Source organism: Pseudoalteromonas sp. S4492 (genome assembly GCF_005886115.1).
GTDB lineage: Bacteria > Pseudomonadota > Gammaproteobacteria > Enterobacterales > Alteromonadaceae > Pseudoalteromonas > Pseudoalteromonas gelatinilytica.
The window spans coordinates 26721-47331 of sequence record NZ_PNCP01000052.1; the positions used below are offsets into that span (position 1 = coordinate 26721).

19 protein-coding genes are annotated in these 20611 nt (G+C 40.6%); 17 read left to right on the forward strand and 2 right to left on the reverse strand.

Annotated elements, in window-relative coordinates:
* Positions 1-128 precede the first annotated feature (128 nt).
* The 14 genes from CWC28_RS17485 (at position 129) to CWC28_RS17550 (ending at position 14970) form a co-directional block, all read left to right on the forward strand.
* The gene (locus CWC28_RS17485; RefSeq protein ID WP_138625509.1) at positions 129-1439 is read left to right on the forward strand and encodes a metal-dependent hydrolase family protein; all 1311 of its coding nucleotides are present in this window, start codon (positions 129-131) and stop codon (positions 1437-1439) included.
* A gap of 8 nt (positions 1440-1447) precedes the next feature.
* Positions 1448-1852 carry a nuclear transport factor 2 family protein gene (locus CWC28_RS17490; RefSeq protein WP_063703547.1) on the forward strand — a complete coding sequence of 135 codons (405 nt, stop codon included), beginning with the start codon at positions 1448-1450 and terminating at the stop codon, positions 1850-1852.
* A gap of 17 nt (positions 1853-1869) precedes the next feature.
* Positions 1870-3081 carry an ATP-binding protein gene (locus CWC28_RS17495; protein WP_105173420.1) on the forward strand — a complete coding sequence of 404 codons (1212 nt, stop codon included), beginning with the start codon at positions 1870-1872 and terminating at the stop codon, positions 3079-3081.
* Positions 3078-3611, forward strand: coding sequence for a response regulator transcription factor (locus tag CWC28_RS17500; RefSeq protein WP_138625510.1), 534 nt, complete (start codon positions 3078-3080; stop codon positions 3609-3611). Before CWC28_RS17495 ends, CWC28_RS17500 begins: the two co-directional genes overlap by 4 nt.
* 152 nt (positions 3612-3763) lie before the next feature.
* Positions 3764-4168: a DUF1761 domain-containing protein gene (locus tag CWC28_RS17505; protein WP_063703553.1), complete on the forward strand. Its 405-nt coding sequence runs from the start codon at positions 3764-3766 to the stop codon at positions 4166-4168.
* Positions 4169-4207: 39 nt separating this feature from the next.
* Entirely contained in the window at positions 4208-4459 is a 252-nt protein-coding gene (locus tag CWC28_RS17510) for a hypothetical protein (RefSeq protein ID WP_105173418.1), read from the forward strand.
* A 111-nt stretch (positions 4460-4570) separates the two neighbouring features.
* Positions 4571-5038 carry a hypothetical protein gene (locus tag CWC28_RS17515; RefSeq protein WP_138625511.1) on the forward strand — a complete coding sequence of 156 codons (468 nt, stop codon included), beginning with the start codon at positions 4571-4573 and terminating at the stop codon, positions 5036-5038.
* 158 nt (positions 5039-5196) lie between these two features.
* The gene (locus tag CWC28_RS17520) at positions 5197-5466 is read left to right on the forward strand and encodes a CBU_0592 family membrane protein (RefSeq protein ID WP_138625512.1); all 270 of its coding nucleotides are present in this window, start codon (positions 5197-5199) and stop codon (positions 5464-5466) included.
* 183 nt (positions 5467-5649) lie between these two features.
* Positions 5650-7632: a TonB-dependent receptor plug domain-containing protein gene (locus CWC28_RS17525; protein WP_249324980.1), complete on the forward strand. Its 1983-nt coding sequence runs from the start codon at positions 5650-5652 to the stop codon at positions 7630-7632.
* 23 nt (positions 7633-7655) lie between these two features.
* Positions 7656-9395, forward strand: a complete 1740-nt coding sequence (locus CWC28_RS17530; protein ID WP_105173417.1) for a sensor histidine kinase — start codon at positions 7656-7658, stop codon at positions 9393-9395.
* Positions 9392-10762 carry a sigma-54-dependent transcriptional regulator gene (locus CWC28_RS17535; protein WP_138625513.1) on the forward strand — a complete coding sequence of 457 codons (1371 nt, stop codon included), beginning with the start codon at positions 9392-9394 and terminating at the stop codon, positions 10760-10762. The genes CWC28_RS17530 and CWC28_RS17535 overlap by 4 nt, the downstream gene beginning before the upstream one ends.
* A 261-nt stretch (positions 10763-11023) precedes the next feature.
* On the forward strand, positions 11024-11935 hold the full coding sequence (locus CWC28_RS17540; RefSeq protein ID WP_249324981.1) for a porin: 912 nt from the start codon (positions 11024-11026) through the stop codon (positions 11933-11935).
* Positions 11936-11992: 57 nt separating this feature from the next.
* Positions 11993-13423, forward strand: a complete 1431-nt coding sequence (locus CWC28_RS17545) for an SLC13 family permease (protein ID WP_249324982.1) — start codon at positions 11993-11995, stop codon at positions 13421-13423.
* Positions 13424-13557: 134 nt separating this feature from the next.
* Positions 13558-14970 carry a coniferyl aldehyde dehydrogenase gene (locus tag CWC28_RS17550; protein WP_105173413.1) on the forward strand — a complete coding sequence of 471 codons (1413 nt, stop codon included), beginning with the start codon at positions 13558-13560 and terminating at the stop codon, positions 14968-14970.
* Between the two features lie 19 nt (positions 14971-14989).
* Here the strand turns inward: CWC28_RS17550 and CWC28_RS17555 are convergent, their stop codons facing one another.
* On the reverse strand, positions 14990-15712 hold the full coding sequence (locus CWC28_RS17555) for a tetratricopeptide repeat protein (protein ID WP_105173412.1): 723 nt from the start codon (positions 15710-15712) through the stop codon (positions 14990-14992).
* A 546-nt stretch (positions 15713-16258) separates the two neighbouring features.
* Between CWC28_RS17555 and CWC28_RS17560 the strand changes: the two genes are divergently transcribed.
* The gene (locus CWC28_RS17560; RefSeq protein ID WP_138625516.1) at positions 16259-17107 is read left to right on the forward strand and encodes a DUF6279 family lipoprotein; all 849 of its coding nucleotides are present in this window, start codon (positions 16259-16261) and stop codon (positions 17105-17107) included.
* Positions 17108-17331: 224 nt separating this feature from the next.
* Positions 17332-18363 carry a GGDEF domain-containing protein gene (locus CWC28_RS17565; protein WP_105180260.1) on the forward strand — a complete coding sequence of 344 codons (1032 nt, stop codon included), beginning with the start codon at positions 17332-17334 and terminating at the stop codon, positions 18361-18363.
* 18 nt (positions 18364-18381) lie between these two features.
* On the opposite strand, the gene CWC28_RS17570 is transcribed toward CWC28_RS17565, so the two are convergent.
* Positions 18382-19326: a LysR family transcriptional regulator gene (locus CWC28_RS17570; RefSeq protein WP_105173410.1), complete on the reverse strand. Its 945-nt coding sequence runs from the start codon at positions 19324-19326 to the stop codon at positions 18382-18384.
* A gap of 118 nt (positions 19327-19444) precedes the next feature.
* Here CWC28_RS17570 and CWC28_RS17575 point away from each other — a divergent pair, with 118 nt between their 5' ends.
* Complete coding sequence (locus CWC28_RS17575; RefSeq protein ID WP_063703581.1) at positions 19445-20611, forward strand: efflux RND transporter periplasmic adaptor subunit; 1167 nt, start codon at positions 19445-19447, stop codon at positions 20609-20611.

The window sequence follows — 20611 nt, forward strand, 5'->3', positions numbered from 1 at the left end:
GACTTGTTAAATTTTCCCGAAGTTATATCAAAATTCACTTGTTAACACTAGTTCATTGCTTTGCTATGTCGTAAATAATAGCAATTACCGCGTATTTAAGTTAAACCTAGTATAAAAAAGAGGCGATTATGAAAAAAATAAACCTAAAAATAAGCACATTATCGGTACTATCTTTATTATCAGCGTTTGCGGTTAATGCACAAACAACGCTTATATATGCTGGAAAGGTGCTGGTAGGCACGGAACAAGATGTCAAAGAACAACAAACACTGGTTATTGAAGATAGTAAAATTGCTGCAATAAAAGCAGGCTATTTAACAAAGCAGCAATTAAATCTTAGTGATGCAGATGTTATTGATTTAAAAAATCAGATGGTATTGCCGGGTCTGATTGATATGCACGTTCATGTTACATTTGAGCGAGATGCAAAACGTAACCCTCACCAATGGGCAACTGAATACGAAGCCGATTACGCTCTTCGTTCTCTAAAGTACTTACAACGTACGGTTGATGCAGGTTTTACCTCTGTGCGCGATTTAGGTAGCAGCTATCAAGTTATCTTCCCATTAAAGCGAGCGGTTGAACGTGGCGATATTGTTGGCCCGCGCATTTTTGCTGCGGGAGATATGATCACACCGACCGGAGGTCACGGTGATATGCATGGCTATCGCCGTGATATTACCAAAGCGACAGAAGGGGGTGGCTTAGGTGTGTGTGATGGCGCTGATGATTGTACTCGTGCAGTGCGTGATGTAATCAAAAGTGGTGCCGATGTGATTAAAATTACCGCCACAGGTGGTGTTTTAAGTAATACCGCTGCGGGTGTGAACCAGCAATTTACAGATGAAGAGCTCAGTGCCATTGTTAACACGGCTCATCATTTAGGCCGTAAAGTCACCGCTCATGCTCATGGCACAGAAGGCATAAAAGCAGCGCTTAGAGCGGGGGTTGATTCAATCGAACATGGCTCTTTTTTAGATAAAGACACTGTTAAGCTTTTCAAAAAGCAAAACGCGTATTTAGTTCCAACGTTACTCGCTGGCGCTACAGTAAAAGAAGAAGTACTAAATAACCCAAATATGCCAAAAGCGATTGCTGATAAAGTCGAAGTAGTCGCCCCAAAAATGGAAGCATCGTTTAAATTAGCGTTAAAAAATAACGTTAAAATAGCCTTCGGTACTGATTCTGGCGTATCTAGGCATGGCGATAATGCCAAAGAGTTTGAGTTATTAGTTAAATATGGCATGACACCAAAGCAAGCGATTAAATCAGCTACCGTCGAAGCTGCAAAACTATTAGGTCAAAGTGAAAGCCTTGGTGACTTGAGTGTTGGTAAACAAGCAGATATTATCAGCGTAAATATGAATGTGCTTGATAACATTAGTGAACTTAGTCAGGTTCAGTTTGTTATGAAGGGCGGTAAAGTGCTCAAACAGTAAGGGTTACTATGGGCGGTAAAATTAAAGAGACGTTATTTAATCATTTAATTGATGCAGAACGACAGCTTCTTGAGCCAGAGGTTCGGCAATCTGCTGAAGCGCTTGATGCATTACTAGATGATGATTTTATTGAAATAGCCGCTGATGGCACGTCATTTAATAAGTTCCAAGTTTTAACCCGCCTACCAACTGAGGTGGTACCGCAGTTTTATAATCAACATTTTAAAGGTCGTATGCTCAGTGACGATGTTGCACAGCTAAGCTATCAAGCGGCCTTTAGACGTTCTGCTCGCTCAGAGTTTAACTACTCAGTGCGTATGTCACTGTGGCGTTTTAATGGTAAACAATGGCAAATGGTGTTTCATCAAGGAACGCCTTGTGCTGTTTTTACTATTTCTATGGACGATGATTAAGCTTTAAAGAGTCCGTTATGCAAACCGATCCGGCGATAAGTCGCCTGCTAATTTTAAGAAGCGCCGCAATCGCTGTGCAGTTTGTTGCTGTGATAGCGGTGTATTTTTTATTTGAATACCAAATTCCTTTACTGCCTTTACTTGCTGTTATTTGTGTTGAAGCAATCTTTCAGCTGTTAAGTATATTTGCTTATAGAAAAGTAACGAAAGCCAAGCCTGCTGCTGTGTTGATGCAGTTGACAGCCGACTTATTGTTTTTAACTATTTTGCTCTCCTTAAGTGGCGGGGCAACCAATGCGTTTGTTTCGTTATTGCTGTTACCAATAATGATAGCGGCGGTGTCTGTTAATGCAAAAGGGCTTGCCTACACGGCAGTGCTGGCAATCGCCGCTTATAGTTTTTTACTGATAAAAATGCCTGAACACACCATGCACCAAATGCAGATGACACATCATTTTATTGGTATGTGGATTAACTTTGTTATCAGCGCCATTGTTATTGCCTTTGTAATTGGCACATTAAACAGTGCGTTAAGAGCCAGAGAAACCACCATTGCACGCACTCGCGAGCAACAATTAAGGCATGAGCAGTTATTAACGCTTGATGGCGCAGCAGCACAAGTAACGCACCAGCTAGCAACGCCGATAGCAAACTTACAGCTGTTATTTGAAGAGCTTAAAGAGCAGCAAGCTAATGATCCTATTGTGCAAGAAATGGCTAAACCATTAGCCCAGTGTAAAGAGCAGCTTGAGCACTTTAGATCACTTTCAAATGCGTTAAGAACCGGTGAAACGAAACAGGTGATTAGCGCTAAAACACTACAAAACACCATTCAAGATGCGATGACTCTGCATTTTCCAGAGCAAAGTTTAGAGTGGCAAAATGACGCCCCTGAATGCTCGATTTTAAGTGATGCCATGCTGTTGCCAGCTATTTTGAACTTACTGCAAAACGCCGTAGCGGCAAACAACCACAATCAGCAACACAAGATTGAGGCTAAGTGGCAAATCGATAAGCAAACACTTTCATTGTCGTTGCGTGATTTCGGTCAAGGCTTTAGTGAGCAGCAAATGGCATCATTAGGTGGTCAGCTTATGCCAAGTAGCGATGGAATGGGGATGGCTGTGATGCTCTCGAATGTGACGTTAGAGCGTTTGAATGGCTCATTAACACTCAGTAATCACCCGCAGCAAGGCGCGATTGCGATGGTTAGTTTAAAAATTGTATGAAACTTTTAATTATTGAAGACGATGTAAACCTAGCTACTACACTGGCAAGGCGCTTTACAAAACAAGGCTTTACATGTGAGCTCGCTCATAACAGTGAGCAAGCTTTACAACAAATTACCACTTTTGAGGCGAGCCACTTTCTAGTGGATTTAAAACTTGGGGATGATAACGGCCTTGCGCTAATTAAACCTTTAAGAGAACAATTTCCTTCAGCGCGTATCGTATTACTCACGGGGTTTGCCAGTATTGCCAGCGCCGTAGAAGCCATACGGCTAGGTGCAGATGACTATTTACCAAAGCCTGTCGATTGTAATTCATTATTAAAAACAATTTTGGGTGATGTTGAATCAGGCGTTTCGTTGGAAAGCACAGAGCCAAGCCAAATAATGTCGCCAGAGCGCCTTGAGTGGGAGCATATTCAACATGTATTGCATAGCAACAATGGTAATATCTCTGAAACTGCGCGCCAACTTAATATGCACAGAAGAACCCTACAACGTAAATTACAGAAAAAACCCGTACAACACTAAATTGATTATTTATTAAACTGAAATAAAGCAGGGTTTAATGCAAAAGTATGGTTTGAGTGTAAATGGGTACAAATCTCAGCCTTTTTGATTTGCCGCATCGCTGATACTTAACTAAAGTCAAATTAACCCTGTTAGTTTTATGAGTCTGGTGTATGCATTTTTCTGAACTTAATTTCTTCGCGATTTTTTTTGCTGCCCTTGCATCTTTCCTATTGGGCGCTGTGTGGTATTCTCCTTGGCTTTTTAAACGTATTTGGATGGAAAGCTGTGGTTTAACTGAGCTTGACCTGCAAAGCATCAACCCGGTTATGGTGTTTGGTGGCAGCTTTGTTTTATGTTGTTTAATTGCCTTTAGTTTATCGTTATTTATTGGTGCAAATGTCAATGTGGGAGTGGCCGTAGGCACTGGCTTCATTATTGGCTTATGTTGGGTAAGCTGTGCCTTAGGGATTGGTTATATCTTTGAACAACGCCCATTAAAATTGTTTTTAGTTAATGCAAGTTATTCAATATTACAGTTTTCTATAATTGGCTTAGTTTTGGGGCTCTGGCCTTAACATGGTAAAGTAAGGTTTTAATTTAGCAATGTAGTTGTCATGGCAAAACCTAACAAAAAAGGCCCGACTAAAACGGTCGATATTTTTTGCTCTCAATGTAAAAGCCAATTATTTAAATACCGCAAAGGTGGAAAGGGCGCGTTGGTTAAATGTTTTGTCGAACGCATTAGCCAAGACTTTACCAATGAAACCGGAACATGCCCTGACTGCCAACGTCAATTCGCCCGCGAAACCATGATCCGCGGCGCACCTGCTCTAAAAATTATCGGTGGTAAGGTAACGCATAAGTAGATTAGTATTTGCCACATCTTTGATGTTTAATTTAATGTTAGTTAAAGAGTATTAATACCATTTCTGTAAATTGGCTTTACTGGGAAAAAAATCAACAAGGAAAACATTAACTTGGTTAAACATGCATTTGCTGCTTTGCTTATGGTTTTTGGCGTTTTGCCCATTTTGACTTCATGTGGAGAGGTAGCTTCTCATACAAAAATAAACAACAATGAATATGTGTTCGTAAGAGCTATAAACCCAAGCGATAACCTATACAAATATGGCGCATTTAGACTTAAGCCTATAAAAAATGAAGCTAATGTCGTTAAATTCGATTGGATTACTGTCGAGTCCCCAAACAGCAAACTGAAAATAGAAAGTGACACAACTCATTTAGGCAAATCATCCTTTTATGTGGCAGATGGTCTAAAGTTTGATGTTTTTTACCTTTCTTTGTCTATTGCTGATCAAGCCTCTTGGTGGGTAAATGAAGTGCCTGCGGAGTTTAAAACCATGTATACCACTGAATTTTGTCAATCATCTTTGACAAAGTTAGAGCAGCTTAACCATGAAGATCTGAGTATTTGCTTTGAGTAAATATTAACTGTAATTAAAATACGGACATTTATCCTCGTTTATCCCTCATGCTCTGATACTATTGACCGGTTTGCTGTTTCAATGAATGAAAACAACCCTCCCCATGGATTGGGCCAGTTGTATGGGTATAAACACATGAACAAAATGGACTCACGCACGTGATAGCACTTTTATTTGATATTATTGGCATGACAGGCACATTCTTAGTGGTTGGTGCTTTCTTTTTATTACAACTGAATAAAGCATCGCCAACCGGCCTTGTGTATAACATGATGAACTTAACAGGTGCAATTCTGTTACTGATTAGTCTTTGTTATAACTTTAACCTTGCTAGTTTTGTTATCGAAATTTTCTGGATAGCGGCGTCACTTATTGGTTTATATAAGTACATCAAGGCAAAGCGTACTGCTAATGTTGAAAAAGCTTAATTAAGCTTAGCTCAATAAAATTAAAACCCATTTTTAGCTGAAAGTGGGTTTTTTTGTATCTACTTCCGAGAACTCTTCAACTAAAACTATAAAAACATTGCAAGCTTGCCAATCTTTTGTATTAATAGTGTAAACAAGGTGTTGCTTTTGCAGCATGGGCTATTAGTACAGGTATCTCGCAGCGTGAAGCTTTTAAGATGTTCAGCACTTTTTTCAATTGCAGTTGCCTCAACCATTCCAATGGTTGCAAATGCGACTGACGAGCAAGACTTATTCTCTTTAAGTTTTGAAGACTTGCTTAATGTGCAAGTCGATATTGCTAGTAAAACCAGCGAAACCTTGTCATCTGTTCCTTCAACAATGAGTGTATTTAGCCGTAAACAAATTCAAGCGCTTGGTGTTGATAACGCCTATGAGGTAATGAATTTTGTGCCAGGTATGCAATCAACCCGTGGCGATTGGGTTGGTGCTGTGCCTAAAGATCATGCTCGAGGTGTATACCTTGATAGCGGCAATGTACTGGTGATGATCAATGGTGAGCGTGTCAATGAATCATCATTTGGTAAAGCCTCTGCTTACATGCCTTATATTCCTATTGAAATTATTGAAAAAATAGAGTTTATTCGCGGTCCAGGCTCGGCGCTGTATGGCAGTAATGCATTTTTAGGGGTGATGAATATTGTTACCTCTAAAGAGCGAAATGCTCTGCAACTTGTGGTTGGCAACAATGGTCGCTACGGGGCAACAGGGCAGTTCAATACCTCTTTTAGTGATGATACATCACTCTTTGCGAGTTTTTCTTATGATCAAAAAGACGGCGAAAGCTACCCGCAAGGAGTAGAAGATCCTCTTGAAGCGCTTTACCTAGAAGCAGGTGTTGATTACAAAAAGCTGCAATTACGTGCTCGTTACAACGAAACATCCCTTGATGAATTTTTAAACCTTGCCGGCTATTCAACGCAAAACCAACACACCAGTGATAACACTTTTGTTGGTGTTAAATATAACTGGATTAATAACGATAAGTTAAAGCTAGATTCTAGTTACTCGTACACTAAACATAATATCTCAAGTGCTGGTTTAATCGCTGCGTTTGACGATATACCTGACTTTTTACTTGGTCCAGCTTGGCAAACGACCGATAGCAAATTTGAGACTGAACTGAGTTATCAATTTGAAAATCAATGGCAGCTTGCAGCGGGTATAGAATACGCAGAGGCTAAACAGGTCGAAGCTGGGGTGCGTACTAATTACTATGATGATGAGTCGATGTTAGTCATTATTGACCCCGCTTATTATCAGCAAGGTATTGTGACGGTGATGGACTTTCCTGAATTTGCATCACTTAAATATACCTTCGAAACATATAGCGCCTACGGGCAGTTAAAAATACCTTATTCAGATGCACTTACTTTATTTGTAGGGGCACGATATGACGATGTGAAAGACATCGACAGTAAACTTTCGCCTCGCCTTGCAGGCGTTTATGTAATAAACCCAGAGCATACCGTAAAAGTGCAATATGGCGAATCGTTCAGAACACCCGTTACTAATGAGCTTTTTTCAAATGATGATGTCACCGTAGGTAACCCGTCACTTCGCTCTGAGTCGGTAAAAACCACTGAGCTTGTTTGGCATTATCAAACCTCAGAGTTACAAGCTAATGCGGTGCTTTTTTATAATGAACTCAATGATTTTATAAATATTGAGCCAACGCAATCTAATGATGCCTTGTTTACTTTTACAAACTCATTTAATACTCAAAACAGTGGTATTGAGCTTGATGCTACTTGGCAATCAAGTAAAGAGTTCTCTGTAACAGGTACCTATACGCAATACTTTGAAGACCCAATTAATGCGAGCTTTAAGCGTTTTGCAAGCTTAGTGAGTAGTTATAATTTATCTGACAGCTGGCAAGTGAGTTTAAACCTACTATGGCGTGATAAAGTAGAAGTAAGTTCAGTTACCGGTGCTCACTTTAAACAGTCTGCCTATAGCTTATTAGGTGGCAGCTTAAAATGGCAACTAAACGCTAACAGCCAACTAATGCTTAAAGCAGAAAACCTGTTAGGTAAAAAATATAATGTGTTTGATCCACGTATGGACAATGGCGCTGTCGCTGGTACAACAGAAGATTTATCGTTACACTACCAGTTCAATTTCTAGTTGCGCTGCTCTCAAAGGTTTGAATGTCGTCATTAAGTAAAAAGTTAGTTATTGCAGGTGCAATGCTTTTGTTGTTGCTTGTGTTAGTTTTTTACGTTGGACGCGCTCACGATTATCAACAAGCAGAGCAACAAAGTCGCGTACAAGCGACTCAGTTAAGTCATTATTTCTCAAGTGAATTAGCCCGATTTAAAACCATTCCTACCCTAGTGAGCGCCAATGATTTAGTTAAATCTTTTGTTGTAAAGCAAGGGATTGGCGAGCAAGCCGTTAATTATTATTTAGAAGATATTCAACGTGCCAGTGGTGCATCTGATGTCTATTTGATGGATTTAACAGGCTCAGTTGTGGCAAGTAGTAATTGGCAGGTTGATTACACCTTTTTGGGCAGCAACTTTGCTTTTAGGCCTTATTTTTATTTAGCCAAGCAAGGTGAAAAAGTGGCTTATTTTGCTTTAGGCATGCGCTCAAGTGAGCGAGGCATATACTTTTCAGAGCCTGTTATCGATAAAGGTAACGTTATTGCCGTTGTCACTTTAAAAGTGAATGCGAAAAAGTTTGAACAAGACCGTCAGCTACTTAATGCATCAGACAGCACTCATTTTTATATCGCATTAGAAGACAGTGTCATAGTGATGTCAGACGTTGAGGATTGGCGCTTAAAAGCACTTACATCACTTAATGATGAACAAATGGCCGCTTTGATTAAGTCGCGGCGCTACTTGTCTCATAAACCGAGTTTACTGGCTTATACTAATAAGCCATTAAGTGAACAGACCGCTCAGCAAAATATACAACTTGATGGCAAACAAGCGCGCTATATCAGCGCTTCAGAAAAAATAGCGATTATTAACGCTAACGCCACTGTGCTGGTGGATGTAACGAATGTGGAACTTGCACAAATTCCAAGGCTTTTGTGGTTTAGTGTGTTTTATGCCATTGCGGTGGTGTTAATTCATATGGCAATGGTGCGTTTTGCTGGCTATAAAAAGCTTCTGTTTTCAAGGCACAGCCTTGAGCAAGAAGTGATCGAGCGAACTCAAGCGCTCGAAAAAGCCCAAAAAGCGCTGATCCAAACAGCTAAACTTGCAACGATAGGTCAATTAAGTGCGGGCATTAATCATGAAATCAATCAGCCACTAAGTGCCATGAATACATATTTAGTGAGTGCAAAACGGTTACTTATTAAAGGCAATATTGAGCAAGCCAGTGAAAATTTAGTGCTAGTGCAGTCACTCATAGAGCGTGTCCATAAGATTGTCGCGCAGCTTAAGCATTTTAGTAAACCTGCGCAAACTCAATTGAGGCAGCAAAGCTTAGCGAGCATGTTAAAGAATGCTTTAATGATTGCCAGCGCTCAACTTAAGCAAGACGATATCGAGGTAAAAGCCGCTGATATTGACGCAAACATCACTGTGTGGGTCGACAGCGTTAAGTTTGAACAAGTCTTGGTAAACGTGATCACCAATGCCAGCCAAGCAATGAGTGAATCTGAAAAGCGCGAATTGAGTTTCGAGCTCGAACTATTCGACGACCGCGTAAAACTTTCTATTCTTGATACTGGCCCGGGTATCGATCAACACGCATTAGGTAACATCTTTGAGCCATTTTACAGTACTAAAACCAGCAATGGTTTAGGTTTGGGCTTATCTATTTCACGGCAAATTATCGACTCATTTAATGGTCGATTATCTGCGCACAACCGCCCTGAAGGCGGCGCACAATTTATAATAACCTTACAAACAAATAAGGAACCCTCATGAGTGAAGTTGCAGCGACCTGTAATCAGGTAATCGTTATTGATGACGAAGCGGTGATCCGCGATTCATTAAAGCAACTCCTTGAGATTGAAGGTTATCAAGTTCAGTGTTTTAGTGAGCCTACAGCGGCACTTTCAAAATTAAGTCGTCGTTTTGAAGGGATTGTATTAAGTGATATAAACATGCCTAAAATGGACGGTTTGGCTTTTTTAGAGCAAGTTAAAGCCTTTGATAGTGAGCTACCGGTTATTTTTCTTACCGGCTTTGCTGATGTATCTGTGGCCGTTAAAGCCATGCAACTTGGCGCATATGATTTATTTGAAAAACCACTGACAGAGCAATTGTTAGACTGTATCGCGCGCGCTTCAGAAAAACGTGCTTTAGTGATGGAAAACCGAGCCTTAAAAATTGCCGTAGAGAAAACCTCTGCACCTGGTGTGCGAATTTTAGGTGAAACCGAGCAAATGCAACAAATGATGCATTTACTCAATGCAGTTATCGATACTCCCGCTGATGTTTTAATAGAAGGTGAAACAGGCACAGGTAAGGAGTTAGTCGCTCGTTACTTGCACGATCAAAGTAATAGATCAGCGGCTAATTTTGTTGCCATAAACTGCGGTGCAATCCCTGAGCAACTTATCGAAAGCGAACTCTTTGGTGCAGCCAGTGGCGCATACACTGGGGCAACACAATCTCGCCAAGGTAAGTTTGAATTTGCCAAAGGCGGCACTGTCTTTTTAGATGAAATAGAGTCAACGCCCGCAAGTTTACAAGTAAAGTTATTAAGGGTACTTGAAGAGCGAAAAGTAACGCCTGTAGGTGATAACCATGCTATTGATTTAGACGTGCGTATTGTTGCTGCCACCAAAGTTGATTTAATGAGCTTAGTTGAAGCAGGGGAGTTCAGAGCTGATTTATATTACCGCTTAAACTTAGTGAAAGTGAGTATCCCGGCATTACGCGATAGAAAAGCTGATATTCCACTGCTGTTTAAACATTTTAGCTCGATAGCGGCGACACGTTTTCATAAACCACCTGCACCACTAAGTAGTGAAGCAAAGCAGCGACTCCTTGCTTATGATTGGCCGGGAAATGTGCGAGAGCTTAGAAATCAGGCTGAACGTGCGGTATTGCTAGGTTCTGATCTGGCTTTTGCTTCTTATAGTGATACAAACAATGAAAACGAACTTGCTCAAGACTTAAGCCTTGCCGAGAAGATTAGCTTTTATGAACAATCACTCATCGAAGAAGCGTTAGAGCGAAACAACGGCAGCATTAAAGACACCATGGTCACATTACAAATTGCACGTAAAACCCTCTACGACAAGATGACCAAATACGGTATTAATCGCGAAATGTTCAAAGATTAAACAAACCTCTCACATTAAACGCTTCACAATGGGTGGAACTGGTGACAGCACAGGTTTAAAAATGTGTGGAGATCCACCCATAAAAGCCAGCCAAAAAATTGTCATTTAATTTAAATTGCTGTTATTTAAGGGTTTTTATAAAATTATCTAAGTTGGCAACCAACTTGCCTTACTAGTTGGGAACAACAATTTGAACCTAATAAGGGGCGCATAATGACAACAATATTCACTCATACAAAAACACGCGTAGCAGCGGCAGTAATGTTAGCGAGCACAGCAGGCTCAGCAATGGCGGCAGATTACGCGGTATACGGTAAAGCAGAAGTTCAAATAGCAAACACAGATACAGGCGTTATGCGTTATGCAGAAGAGGGTACTCAAATCGAAGCCCCTTTCTCGCGTATTGGTATTAAAGGTAGCCATAAATTAACTGAGTCGCTTAAAGCCGTATTCAAATACGAAGTACAAGTAAAAGGCTTTGAGCATGATGATACTGATGAGCCATTTTCAGCTCGTAATACTTACTTAGGTCTTGCAGGCGATTTTGGTGAAGTCGTTGTAGGCCGTAACGACACCCGTTTTAAATATTCTGAAGGTAAAATTGACGGCTTTAACGAAACCCAAGCTGATATCGCTCAGCTGATCCCTGGTCAAGACCGTATCGGCGATACCATTACTTACAGCTCAAAAACGTATGGTGGCGCATCACTTGCGCTAACTTATGCACCAAAAGATGATAGCAGCAATGATGAATCTGGTTATGCTGCAACGGTTATTTATGGTGACCGTGCATTAAAATCTAAAGACTACTATGTCGCTATCAGCCATGTTGATGCACTAAATAAGTTAACAGCAAGCCGTGTGGTTGCCGCATGGAAACATGAAAACCTACAGTTAGCAGGTTTATTCCAACGCAGTGAATCTACCGACGGTACGAAAGAAGGCAATGGTTATGCAATTAGTGCAAGCTACGCAATCGATAAATGGGTACCGAAACTGCAATACGTTAAAGACGACTCAAAGATCCGCCATGCTGAAGAAGGTAAACAATGGACAGCAGGTGTTGACTATAACTTCGATAAACAAACTACAGCATACTTATTCTATACTGATTTAGATTTAGAACTTGAATCAGACAACAGCGTTGCACTTGGCCTTAAATACAAGTTCTAAGGAGTCGGTATGTCATTAGTAAATCAAACAAAAGATGGCTCACAGCCACGCCCATTAATGAGCACAGTAATGTTACTGCTAGGCCCATTAGTGATGTTATTAACGTGCTTAATTGATCCACCAGCGGGTATGAGCGTACCAGCACTTCGTACCGCAGGCCTTGCTTTTTGGATGGCTTCTTGGTGGGTGAGTGAAGTAGTGCCAATTCCTGCAACTTCATTATTGCCACTGGTTATATCACCTCTTGCTGGCATTGCAGCAATCAAAGGGGTCGCGTCACCTTATGCACACCCTTTGATCTTTTTATTCTTAGGCGGCTTTTTGATCTCAATCGCGATGGAGCGTTGGGGTTTACATAAGCGCATTGCACTTAATACTATGCTTCGTGCTGGTACTAAGCCAAGCCTACAAATTTTAGCCATGATGTTAGTAACGGCATTTTTATCAATGTGGATGTCAAATACAGCAACTGCTGTGATGATGTTACCAATTGCTATGTCGATTACTATGTTGGTTAAACAGTCTAACCCTGAAAATGATCAATTTGGTAAAGCGTTGTTATTATCAATCGCTTATGGTGCAAGTATCGGTGGTATTGCTACTTTAATTGGTACACCACCCAATGCATTAATGGCTGCGTATTTATCAGACAGCTACAAGATTGATATTGGTTTTGCTGAGTGGATGAAAGTCGGTGTACCACTTGCAACCGTGATGCTTATTTTATGCTGGGTGTGGCTAACTAAATTTGCCTACAAAGTAGATACACAATGTTCAAAAGCAGCGAGTAAAGATACTAAATCGTTATTCTTATCGCAGTTACAAGAGCTTGGTGCAATGCAACGTGCTGAAAAAGGCGTAGCAGCCGTGTTTGTTTTAGCGGCAGTATGCTGGATCTTCAGGCCTCTACTGGCTGATTTTTCAGGCTTGAAAATCTCTGATACCGGTATTGCTATTGCAGCTGCATTATTGCTGTTCGTGTTACCAGCAAACAAAGGTGATGGTGAGCGTATTCTTGATTGGGAAAGTGCCGCTAAAGTACCTTGGGGCGTGTTGCTATTATTCGGTGGTGGTTTAACACTGGCTGCGCAAATTAAATCTTCAGGTCTTGCTGAATACATTGCTCACATGATTGAAGGGGCGAGTGCAATTCCATTGGTATTAAGTGTACTTGCAGTGGCAACCCTTATTACTTTCTTAACTGAGATCACCAGTAACACAGCCACAGCGGCAGGTTTCTTACCACTATTAGGCCCAGTTGCTGAGTCAGTATTTGGTACACCGCTTGTATGGGTTATTCCAGCGGCTATTGCATGTAGCTGTGCGTTTATGATGCCAGTTGCGACGCCGCCGAATGCGATCGTGTTTGGCTCTGGGCAAATACAAATGCGCGATATGATCCGCTCTGGTTTTGCACTGAACATAATTGCTATTGCGATGATCACATTAGTGACCATGACTATTGCCGCAGTGGTCTTTGGCTTTTAGTTAAGCCTTTAAGTTTTCAACCTATTCCAACCAATAACAGCGCTCACTTTGAGCGCTGTTTTTACATTTATAAAGTTGCTCAGATAAATTTAGCTCGTTATAGTGGCTAAAATCGTTTATCAAGAGATGATGTTTTGACTGATATACACGCACAATTACAGAGCGAATTTATAAAACTCAATAACGCCTTTTTGGCAGACCCTTATTTAGCGATTGATAAGCGTATTAAGCTGTTAAAAACGATAAAATCCCGCCTTATAGACAATGAGCAAGCTCTAGTTGCAGCAACAAGCAAAGACTTTGGTTACCGTACTGAATTCGATACGGTACTCGGTGATTTACTGCCAACGGTAAAATCATTAACTGACATCATCAAGCGCTTACCTAAATGGTCACGAAACGAATCGCGCAGTGTAGGTATTAGTTTATGGCCTTCATCGGCACATATTCATTACCAGCCTAAAGGAGTCGTGGGTGTTATTGCGCCGTGGAATTACCCCATTCAATTAGCATTAGTACCGGCTATTAGCGCATTAGCCGCGGGTAATCGCGTGATGTTAAAACTGAGCGAATTCACCCCACATACCAATGCTGTTATTAAGCAGATAATGGAAGATGCACTTGCTGAGCACTGTATTATTGTTGAAGGCGAAGCCGACACCGCGGCGGCGTTTTGCGATTTACCTTTTGCTCATTTACTGTTTACGGGCTCTACATCAGTAGGGCGTAAAGTGATGCAAGCGGCCAGTAAGAACCTCACCCCAGTTACCCTTGAGTTAGGCGGTAAATCACCGGTGGTAATTCTTGATGATGTGAATATCAAAGAGGCTGCAAAAACTCTGTTATTTGGCAAGTTAAACAACGCAGGGCAAATATGTGTTGCGCCTGATTATGTGTTTGTGCCCAAAAAGCTTGAGCATCAGTTAGTACTACAACTCAGTGAGCTATATAAAAAGCATTTCAAACAAGGTGTTGAAGGTAAGAACCTCACCTCGATTGTCTCTGATAGGCAATATCAGCGTTTAATTGTAACCTTGCAGGATGCAAAAGACAAAGGGGCTCAAGTATTCGAGCCAATAGAAGGGCATCAAGTTGATGAACTCAAACATCGCATGGGGTTACATATTTTAACGCAAGTTAATGATGATATGCGGGTCATGCAAGATGAGATCTTTGGTCCTTTACTGCCAATTGTGAGTTATGAATCTCTGCAGCAAGTGATTGACACAATTAATGCCGACTCATCACCGCTTGCCTTGTATCTTTTCGGCCATGATAAAGACAAAATCAGCAAGTTAAGTTCAGCAATCAGAAGTGGTACATTGGCAATTAACGATGTATTGATGCAGGTAACAGCAGACCAGTTACCATTTGGCGGTATTGGTGAGTCAGGGATGGGGCACTATCATGGCATTGAAGGCTTTAAAACATTTAGCCATGCACGAAATACCCTAGTATCAGGTAAGTTTAATCCACGTACCAGCTTATTGTTAAAGCAAAATAAGTTGCTGATAAAACTATTAAAATGGATGTACTTGCGCCGTTAAGCGCAAGTACTATGCCTACTTATAAACGCCCGTCAGGTGCGTATAAACCAGCCTGTATTTTTGCATAAATTGCGTCTGCTTTTTCTTTAGCAGCTTCAATTTCTGCTGGCATCATATTGCGCTCATCAAGCTTACGACTATGGCTTGCATCCATGTTGCCGTTGTATTCCGCAATGGTATTCCAAATGTATGATTTCTCGAGGTTCTTAGGAACTCCTAAACCTTCGTAATACATCAATGCCATATTGAACTGAGCAAGAGTAAAGTTATTTGCTGCCGCCTTTTGGTACCAGCTGAGTGCTGTGCGGTAATCTTGAATTACCCCTTCGCCATTGGCGTACATAACCCCTAAATTAAACTGAGCTGCTGGGTGATTTTTTTGTGATGCCATTTCATATAATGAAATGGCTTTTTCTTTATCAAGTTTGACACCTTTACCTTCTTGATAAAGTACACCTAATGCAAACATTGAATCAGCATGTACTTTTTTTACTGCCTTTTCGTACAACTCTGCTGCTTTACGGTAGTCGCGTTGCACACCAAAGCCACCTTCGTACATTTTAGCAAGCTCATACATTGCAGGGGCATAACCTTTGTCTGCAAGGTAATTAAATTCATGAAGCGCTTCTTCAAAACGACCTTCATTTGCCGCTAATTGGGCATCTTCAAGACTGGCATTTGCTAAAGGTGACAAGATTAACGTGCTAGCGAGCAATAGTGATTTAAAATTAGGCTTGAGCATAGTCTGCCTCCAAATGTGTGTTAGGTATCAATAACAAAGCATTGAGCTATTGATAAAATGCATTGCCAAACAGCCACTGAGCAAAACATCACTTTTAGTTTAGACCCAACAGCTGCAAATGCCCAATTTATAGACAGCGGCAAGCTTTGCAATTAACAAGTAGGCTTAAGATACAGATTTTACAGAAAAATTAAAGAAATAAAAAAAGCCCGTAGCGGGCTTTTTCGTGTCATATCTACCGTCACCGATATGAGCAATGTAGCAAGTAAAGTGTAACGTTTTATGTCTATGTTTGGGTCGAGGAAACAGACGACAATCAAGAGTTACGTCTTGAACTAACTTGGCAAAACAGCATCAAAGCCTTTAACAGTATGATGTTGCTGTGAGAATAGTTTAGCGAACCAAGTTGTTGATAACGATTATTACTTAGGTTTAATCGTTCGTCAACACCTAAATGATAATTAATTTCATTTAATTGCAGTTGCTGAATTTTTGTTCTTAGTGGTAAGTTTACTTTGTTTTGAAACAGGATTTTAAAAAACTACAATGAAAAAGCTATCAAAGTATCTAATCGTATTTAGTTTATTGTTTACAGTAGCGGGGTGTTCTCCTAGCTTTACTTACAATAATTTAGGTTGGTTATCAGGATTTTGGATTGATGATTATGTCGATCTCAACAGTGACCAAGCTGACAAATTTGAGCATATTGTTAAAAGCAGCCGCGATTGGCATCGAGAAACACAACTTCCTATATACAAACGTGATCTTGAAAGCTTAAAGACTATGTTAGATAAGCAAGTTGACCATAACGAACTTAAAGCACACTTTGTACAAGCAAAGCAGCATTGGCAAACGCTGGTTGATAAAATCGAGCCTGAACTTATCGATTTAGCAAACGCTCTTTCTTATGAACAACGTGTTGAGTTTGTTGCAGCACTGCAAGAAAACATTAACGATGAATACCAAGAGCACGAAGAGAAAACGCCAGAGCAACATAGAAAAGAACGCTTAGAAGAAAACCTTGAAAACTACAAAGAGTGGTTCGGTACTAAGCTTTCTTCACAGCAAAAAACACTGATAGAGAACTCATCAAATACGCGAGTCAGTACATTCTTGCTATGGATGCAGTACAAGCAAAAGCGTTTAGATACATTAAAAGCGCTATTTATGCAAAAGCAAAAACCAGCAGATTTTGATAGTCAACTCGCTGTTATCATTAATGACCGTTTTGCATTTATGAGCGATGAGTTAGTTGCCGCCGATGATAAAAATCTCGATAACTACGTTAACTTACTATTGGAGCTAAAACCTACATTAACCGAAAAACAGCGTCGTAACGTACGCGATGAGTTTGATGAGTTAATTGAAGAGGTCAGTGACTTAATTAATGATTAGCTGCTAGGTGCTCGCTGTGTTTGGAAGCGCTTTAAAACCGCTGCTTCTTAGCATCGTTTACCTCGCAACACATTTTATTATTTGAAAATAAAAGTTAAAAAGTATTAGTTTTTCTGGCGTTTATGTAAACGATTGCATTTTTATACGAGTTTACTTAATAACTTGTTCCTAAATTTATTATTTCGCGTTAAAATTAAGCAACGACAACAATAACGAGAAACTGGATGGATATTGGGGCGCTAAGAGGCACTCAAGCTTTACGAAATAACGTTCTTAAATGGATGGGCTTTTGTTTGGGTGTATTGGCTGGAATATTCGCCGGTTTTAATCTTTTTATTAATGACTTTTTTGTCCTTGGGGCATTAGAAGTCGTTTTTGCATCGTTTTGTTTTTATATCTTTTTTTATACCCAAAAACGCAATGGCCATCTTTGGCAGTCGCTTACCTTATGTGTGTTTTTAACGCTACTAATCACATTGGGCACGTATCTCAGTAATATTAAAAGCTTGCTGTTTATTTGGACTTGCTCATTACCGGTTTTATTTTATTTATTATTAGGTAAACAATACGGCAAAGTCTTGTCTTTGGTCGTTGCTCTGCTGCAAGGCGGGATCCTATTAGCCAAATCAAGTCTTGAGCCTCTTAATAGTATTAATTTTTTACTTAATTTTTCGTTTACCTACATCAGTATCTGGGCGGTATCGCATACTTTTGAGAATAGTCGTGCAGAATATGGTAAGCGGCTCGAAAACTTAGCATTACTTGATCCTTTAACCGGGGCAGGTAACCGCTTGGCGATGACCCATTATTTTGAAGTTGAACTAAAAAACAAAAACGGCTTGTTTATTTTAATGCTCGACCTTGATTACTTTAAGAATATTAATGATCAGTATGGCCACGATGTGGGCGACCGTATTCTCATTGAAGTCACCAGTTTCTTTAGGCAACGCATTAGTAAAGGCTACGTATTTCGTATCGGCGGTGAGGAGTTTGCTATCTTCTTACCTGAGAGCGACCCGCAAAGTGCCTATGAATTTGCAGATATGCTGCGCGACCACTTAGCAACAACCATCCACAACATTGATGAGCAAGCTATTAATTTGACCATTAGTATTGGTGTTGCTTGCTACATGCCAAATCAAACCCTGAAAAACTTTATTAAGCGTGCTGACGATGCGCTATACCAAGCAAAACAGCAAGGCCGAAATAGAGTAGTAACGGCGTATGAATTAAGCCAACAAAATAAAGCGAGTTAGCTACTCAAGCTTCGCAAGTTAGCCTTTGTACATAGTGTCAAAGTCAGGGATGTTTGCTTCCCATACAGGAATATCTTTGCCTATGTATTCACGCATAGCATCAAAGAATAAACGTGTTCTGACTGGTAAGTCTCTGTGTGGGTAAACCGCATACACCGCGCTGTAATCGAGTAATTCCATATCGGTTAAAATAGGCACGAGATCGCCACGTTTAACTTCATCGTCAAGAATAAACGCCGGTGCCAAAACATATGCATTGCCTGAGATAGCCTTCATTAACAGTACTTCGGCATCATTTGCACGAAAAACACTTTTAATATTTTGCTCAATAATATCGCCATTGGCATTACGATAACGAATACCGCTAATGCGTTTACTTGGGCTTGAATAGCTCGCAGCAGGTAGCTCTTTTAAATCCTCAACCTGTTTTGGCATACCGTAAGTTTCAATAAATTCAGGTGATGCCAGCAATAACATACGGTTGCGAGCAATTTTACGGGCAATAAATGATGAGTCTTTTGGTTCGCCAACACGAAACGCTAAATCATAGCCTTCTGATACTAAATCAATCAGTCTGTCGTCTAAACGAAGCTCTACTTCAACTTGCGGGAAACGTTTTTGAAAGTCGTTAATGACTGGCTGAATATAACGCTTACCGATAATACTTGATGAGGTAATTTTTAACGTACCACGGGGTTCTTGGTGGTAATTCTCTGCAAGTCTTACGGTATCAGATAACAAATCTCTCAGTTCGGCTGCCTTTTTTACCATTTCAGCGCCAGCGGCAGTCAACGAAAAAGATCGCGTGGTACGATTGAGTAAACGCACCCCTAACTCATCTTCAAGACGGCTAATTTGTTTTGAAATGACAGAACGGTCAATATTTCTAGACTCTGCAGCTTTAGCAAATGAGCCTCGTTCAATCACTTCAAGCAACATTAATAAACGGCTGGTGGTATCCATAGCAGTTCCTTAAATTTTATTGGTGCCATTCTGGCATTAAAGAATTTAAAAATCTATCATTTTTATCCGCTAATTAGTTCCGTAACATTGTCTCCAATCTATTAACAGGAGAGTCGTGATGAACAAATCTATTCTTGCAGTGGCTGTGACCATTGCGAGCTTAACGCTTGCAGGGTGTGGCACAGAAGCCAACCAAGCAGCGCAGCAACAGCATTTACAACCTATCGATGTAGCACAAGTACTTGTAAAGCCAGTACAAAATTGGCACACCTATACAACGCGTTTAGAAGCGCCACAAGAAGTTGCGCTAATGCCACGTGTTTCGGGTGTCATCGATAAAATTAACTTTAAAGAAGGCGACAGCGTTAAAGAAGGTGATTTGCTTTTCACCCTTGATGCACGTCCTTTTGCAGCCGTAGTCGATAGCTTAAAAGCGCAAATCGAAAGTGCTAAGGCGGCACTTGAGCAAGCTAAAAGTGAAGCAAAACGTGCAGAGCGCTTAACTGAGCGTAAAGCAATTTCAACGGAGCAAGCTGAGTCTCGTAAATCAACACTAAGACAACGCGAAGCGCAATTGCTAGCGCTACAAGCTGAGCTTACTGCCGCAGAGCTTGATTTAGCATTTACCCAAGTGCGTTCACCCATTGATGGCGTTGTATCGCGTGCGAATATCACCAAAGGTAACAACGTGCTTGCTGGTCAAAGCGTGTTAACAAGCATTGTGTCAAACCAGCAAATGTATGCTTACTTTGATATTGATGAGCGTACGTGGAATCAGTCATTTGCTGATGTAACAGCGCAAAGTGAACAAGCAGTTGTGATGCAAAAAGTGGGTGAAACCAGCTTTAACTTCAATGGCAAAATCAACTTCATTGATAACCAAATCAATCAAACTACCGGTACTCTTCGAGTGCGTGCGGTGTTCGAAAACGATGAGCAACAACTGCGTGCAGGTTCATTCGCACGTATTAAGCTTGCCGCAGATAAAGTAAGCGAAAAAGTTATCGTGCCTGAGCGTGCAATTGGGACTGATTTAAAGAATCGCTTTGTACTCACTGTGGGTGAAGGCAATGTTCTTGAATATAAATTAGTGACGGTGGGTGAGCGTTACGGCAGCTTACGCGCTATTACATCGGGTCTAAATGAAAACGATGTGATTGCTGTGAATGGTCCGGCGCGTGTTGGCCCTGGTATGCCAATTTCACCAAACACAGTCACTATAAATAGCGATGGAATTGCATTCACTCTTTCAAATAATCACTCAGATTTGGTTGCAAAACAGTAG

Bases quoted from the DNA above. Each gene is read 5' to 3' on its own strand.
- CWC28_RS17505 (WP_063703553.1), top strand. From the start codon at position 3,764: ATGCATTTTTCTGAACTTAATTTCTTCGCGATTTTTTTTGCTGCCCTT.
- CWC28_RS17545 (WP_249324982.1), top strand. From the start codon at position 11,993: ATGAGCACAGTAATGTTACTGCTAGGCCCATTAGTGATGTTATTAACG.
- CWC28_RS17500 (WP_138625510.1), top strand. From the start codon at position 3,078: ATGAAACTTTTAATTATTGAAGACGATGTAAACCTAGCTACTACACTG.
- CWC28_RS17535 (WP_138625513.1), top strand. From the start codon at position 9,392: ATGAGTGAAGTTGCAGCGACCTGTAATCAGGTAATCGTTATTGATGAC.
- CWC28_RS17565 (WP_105180260.1), top strand. From the start codon at position 17,332: ATGGATATTGGGGCGCTAAGAGGCACTCAAGCTTTACGAAATAACGTT.
- CWC28_RS17510 (WP_105173418.1), top strand. From the start codon at position 4,208: ATGGCAAAACCTAACAAAAAAGGCCCGACTAAAACGGTCGATATTTTT.
- CWC28_RS17560 (WP_138625516.1), top strand. From the start codon at position 16,259: ATGAAAAAGCTATCAAAGTATCTAATCGTATTTAGTTTATTGTTTACA.
- CWC28_RS17495 (WP_105173420.1), top strand. From the start codon at position 1,870: ATGCAAACCGATCCGGCGATAAGTCGCCTGCTAATTTTAAGAAGCGCC.
- CWC28_RS17530 (WP_105173417.1), top strand. From the start codon at position 7,656: ATGTCGTCATTAAGTAAAAAGTTAGTTATTGCAGGTGCAATGCTTTTG.
- CWC28_RS17570 (WP_105173410.1), bottom strand. From the start codon at position 19,326: ATGGATACCACCAGCCGTTTATTAATGTTGCTTGAAGTGATTGAACGA.
- CWC28_RS17485 (WP_138625509.1), top strand. From the start codon at position 129: ATGAAAAAAATAAACCTAAAAATAAGCACATTATCGGTACTATCTTTA.
- CWC28_RS17540 (WP_249324981.1), top strand. From the start codon at position 11,024: ATGTTAGCGAGCACAGCAGGCTCAGCAATGGCGGCAGATTACGCGGTA.
- CWC28_RS17575 (WP_063703581.1), top strand. From the start codon at position 19,445: ATGAACAAATCTATTCTTGCAGTGGCTGTGACCATTGCGAGCTTAACG.
- CWC28_RS17490 (WP_063703547.1), top strand. From the start codon at position 1,448: ATGGGCGGTAAAATTAAAGAGACGTTATTTAATCATTTAATTGATGCA.
- CWC28_RS17555 (WP_105173412.1), bottom strand. From the start codon at position 15,712: ATGCTCAAGCCTAATTTTAAATCACTATTGCTCGCTAGCACGTTAATC.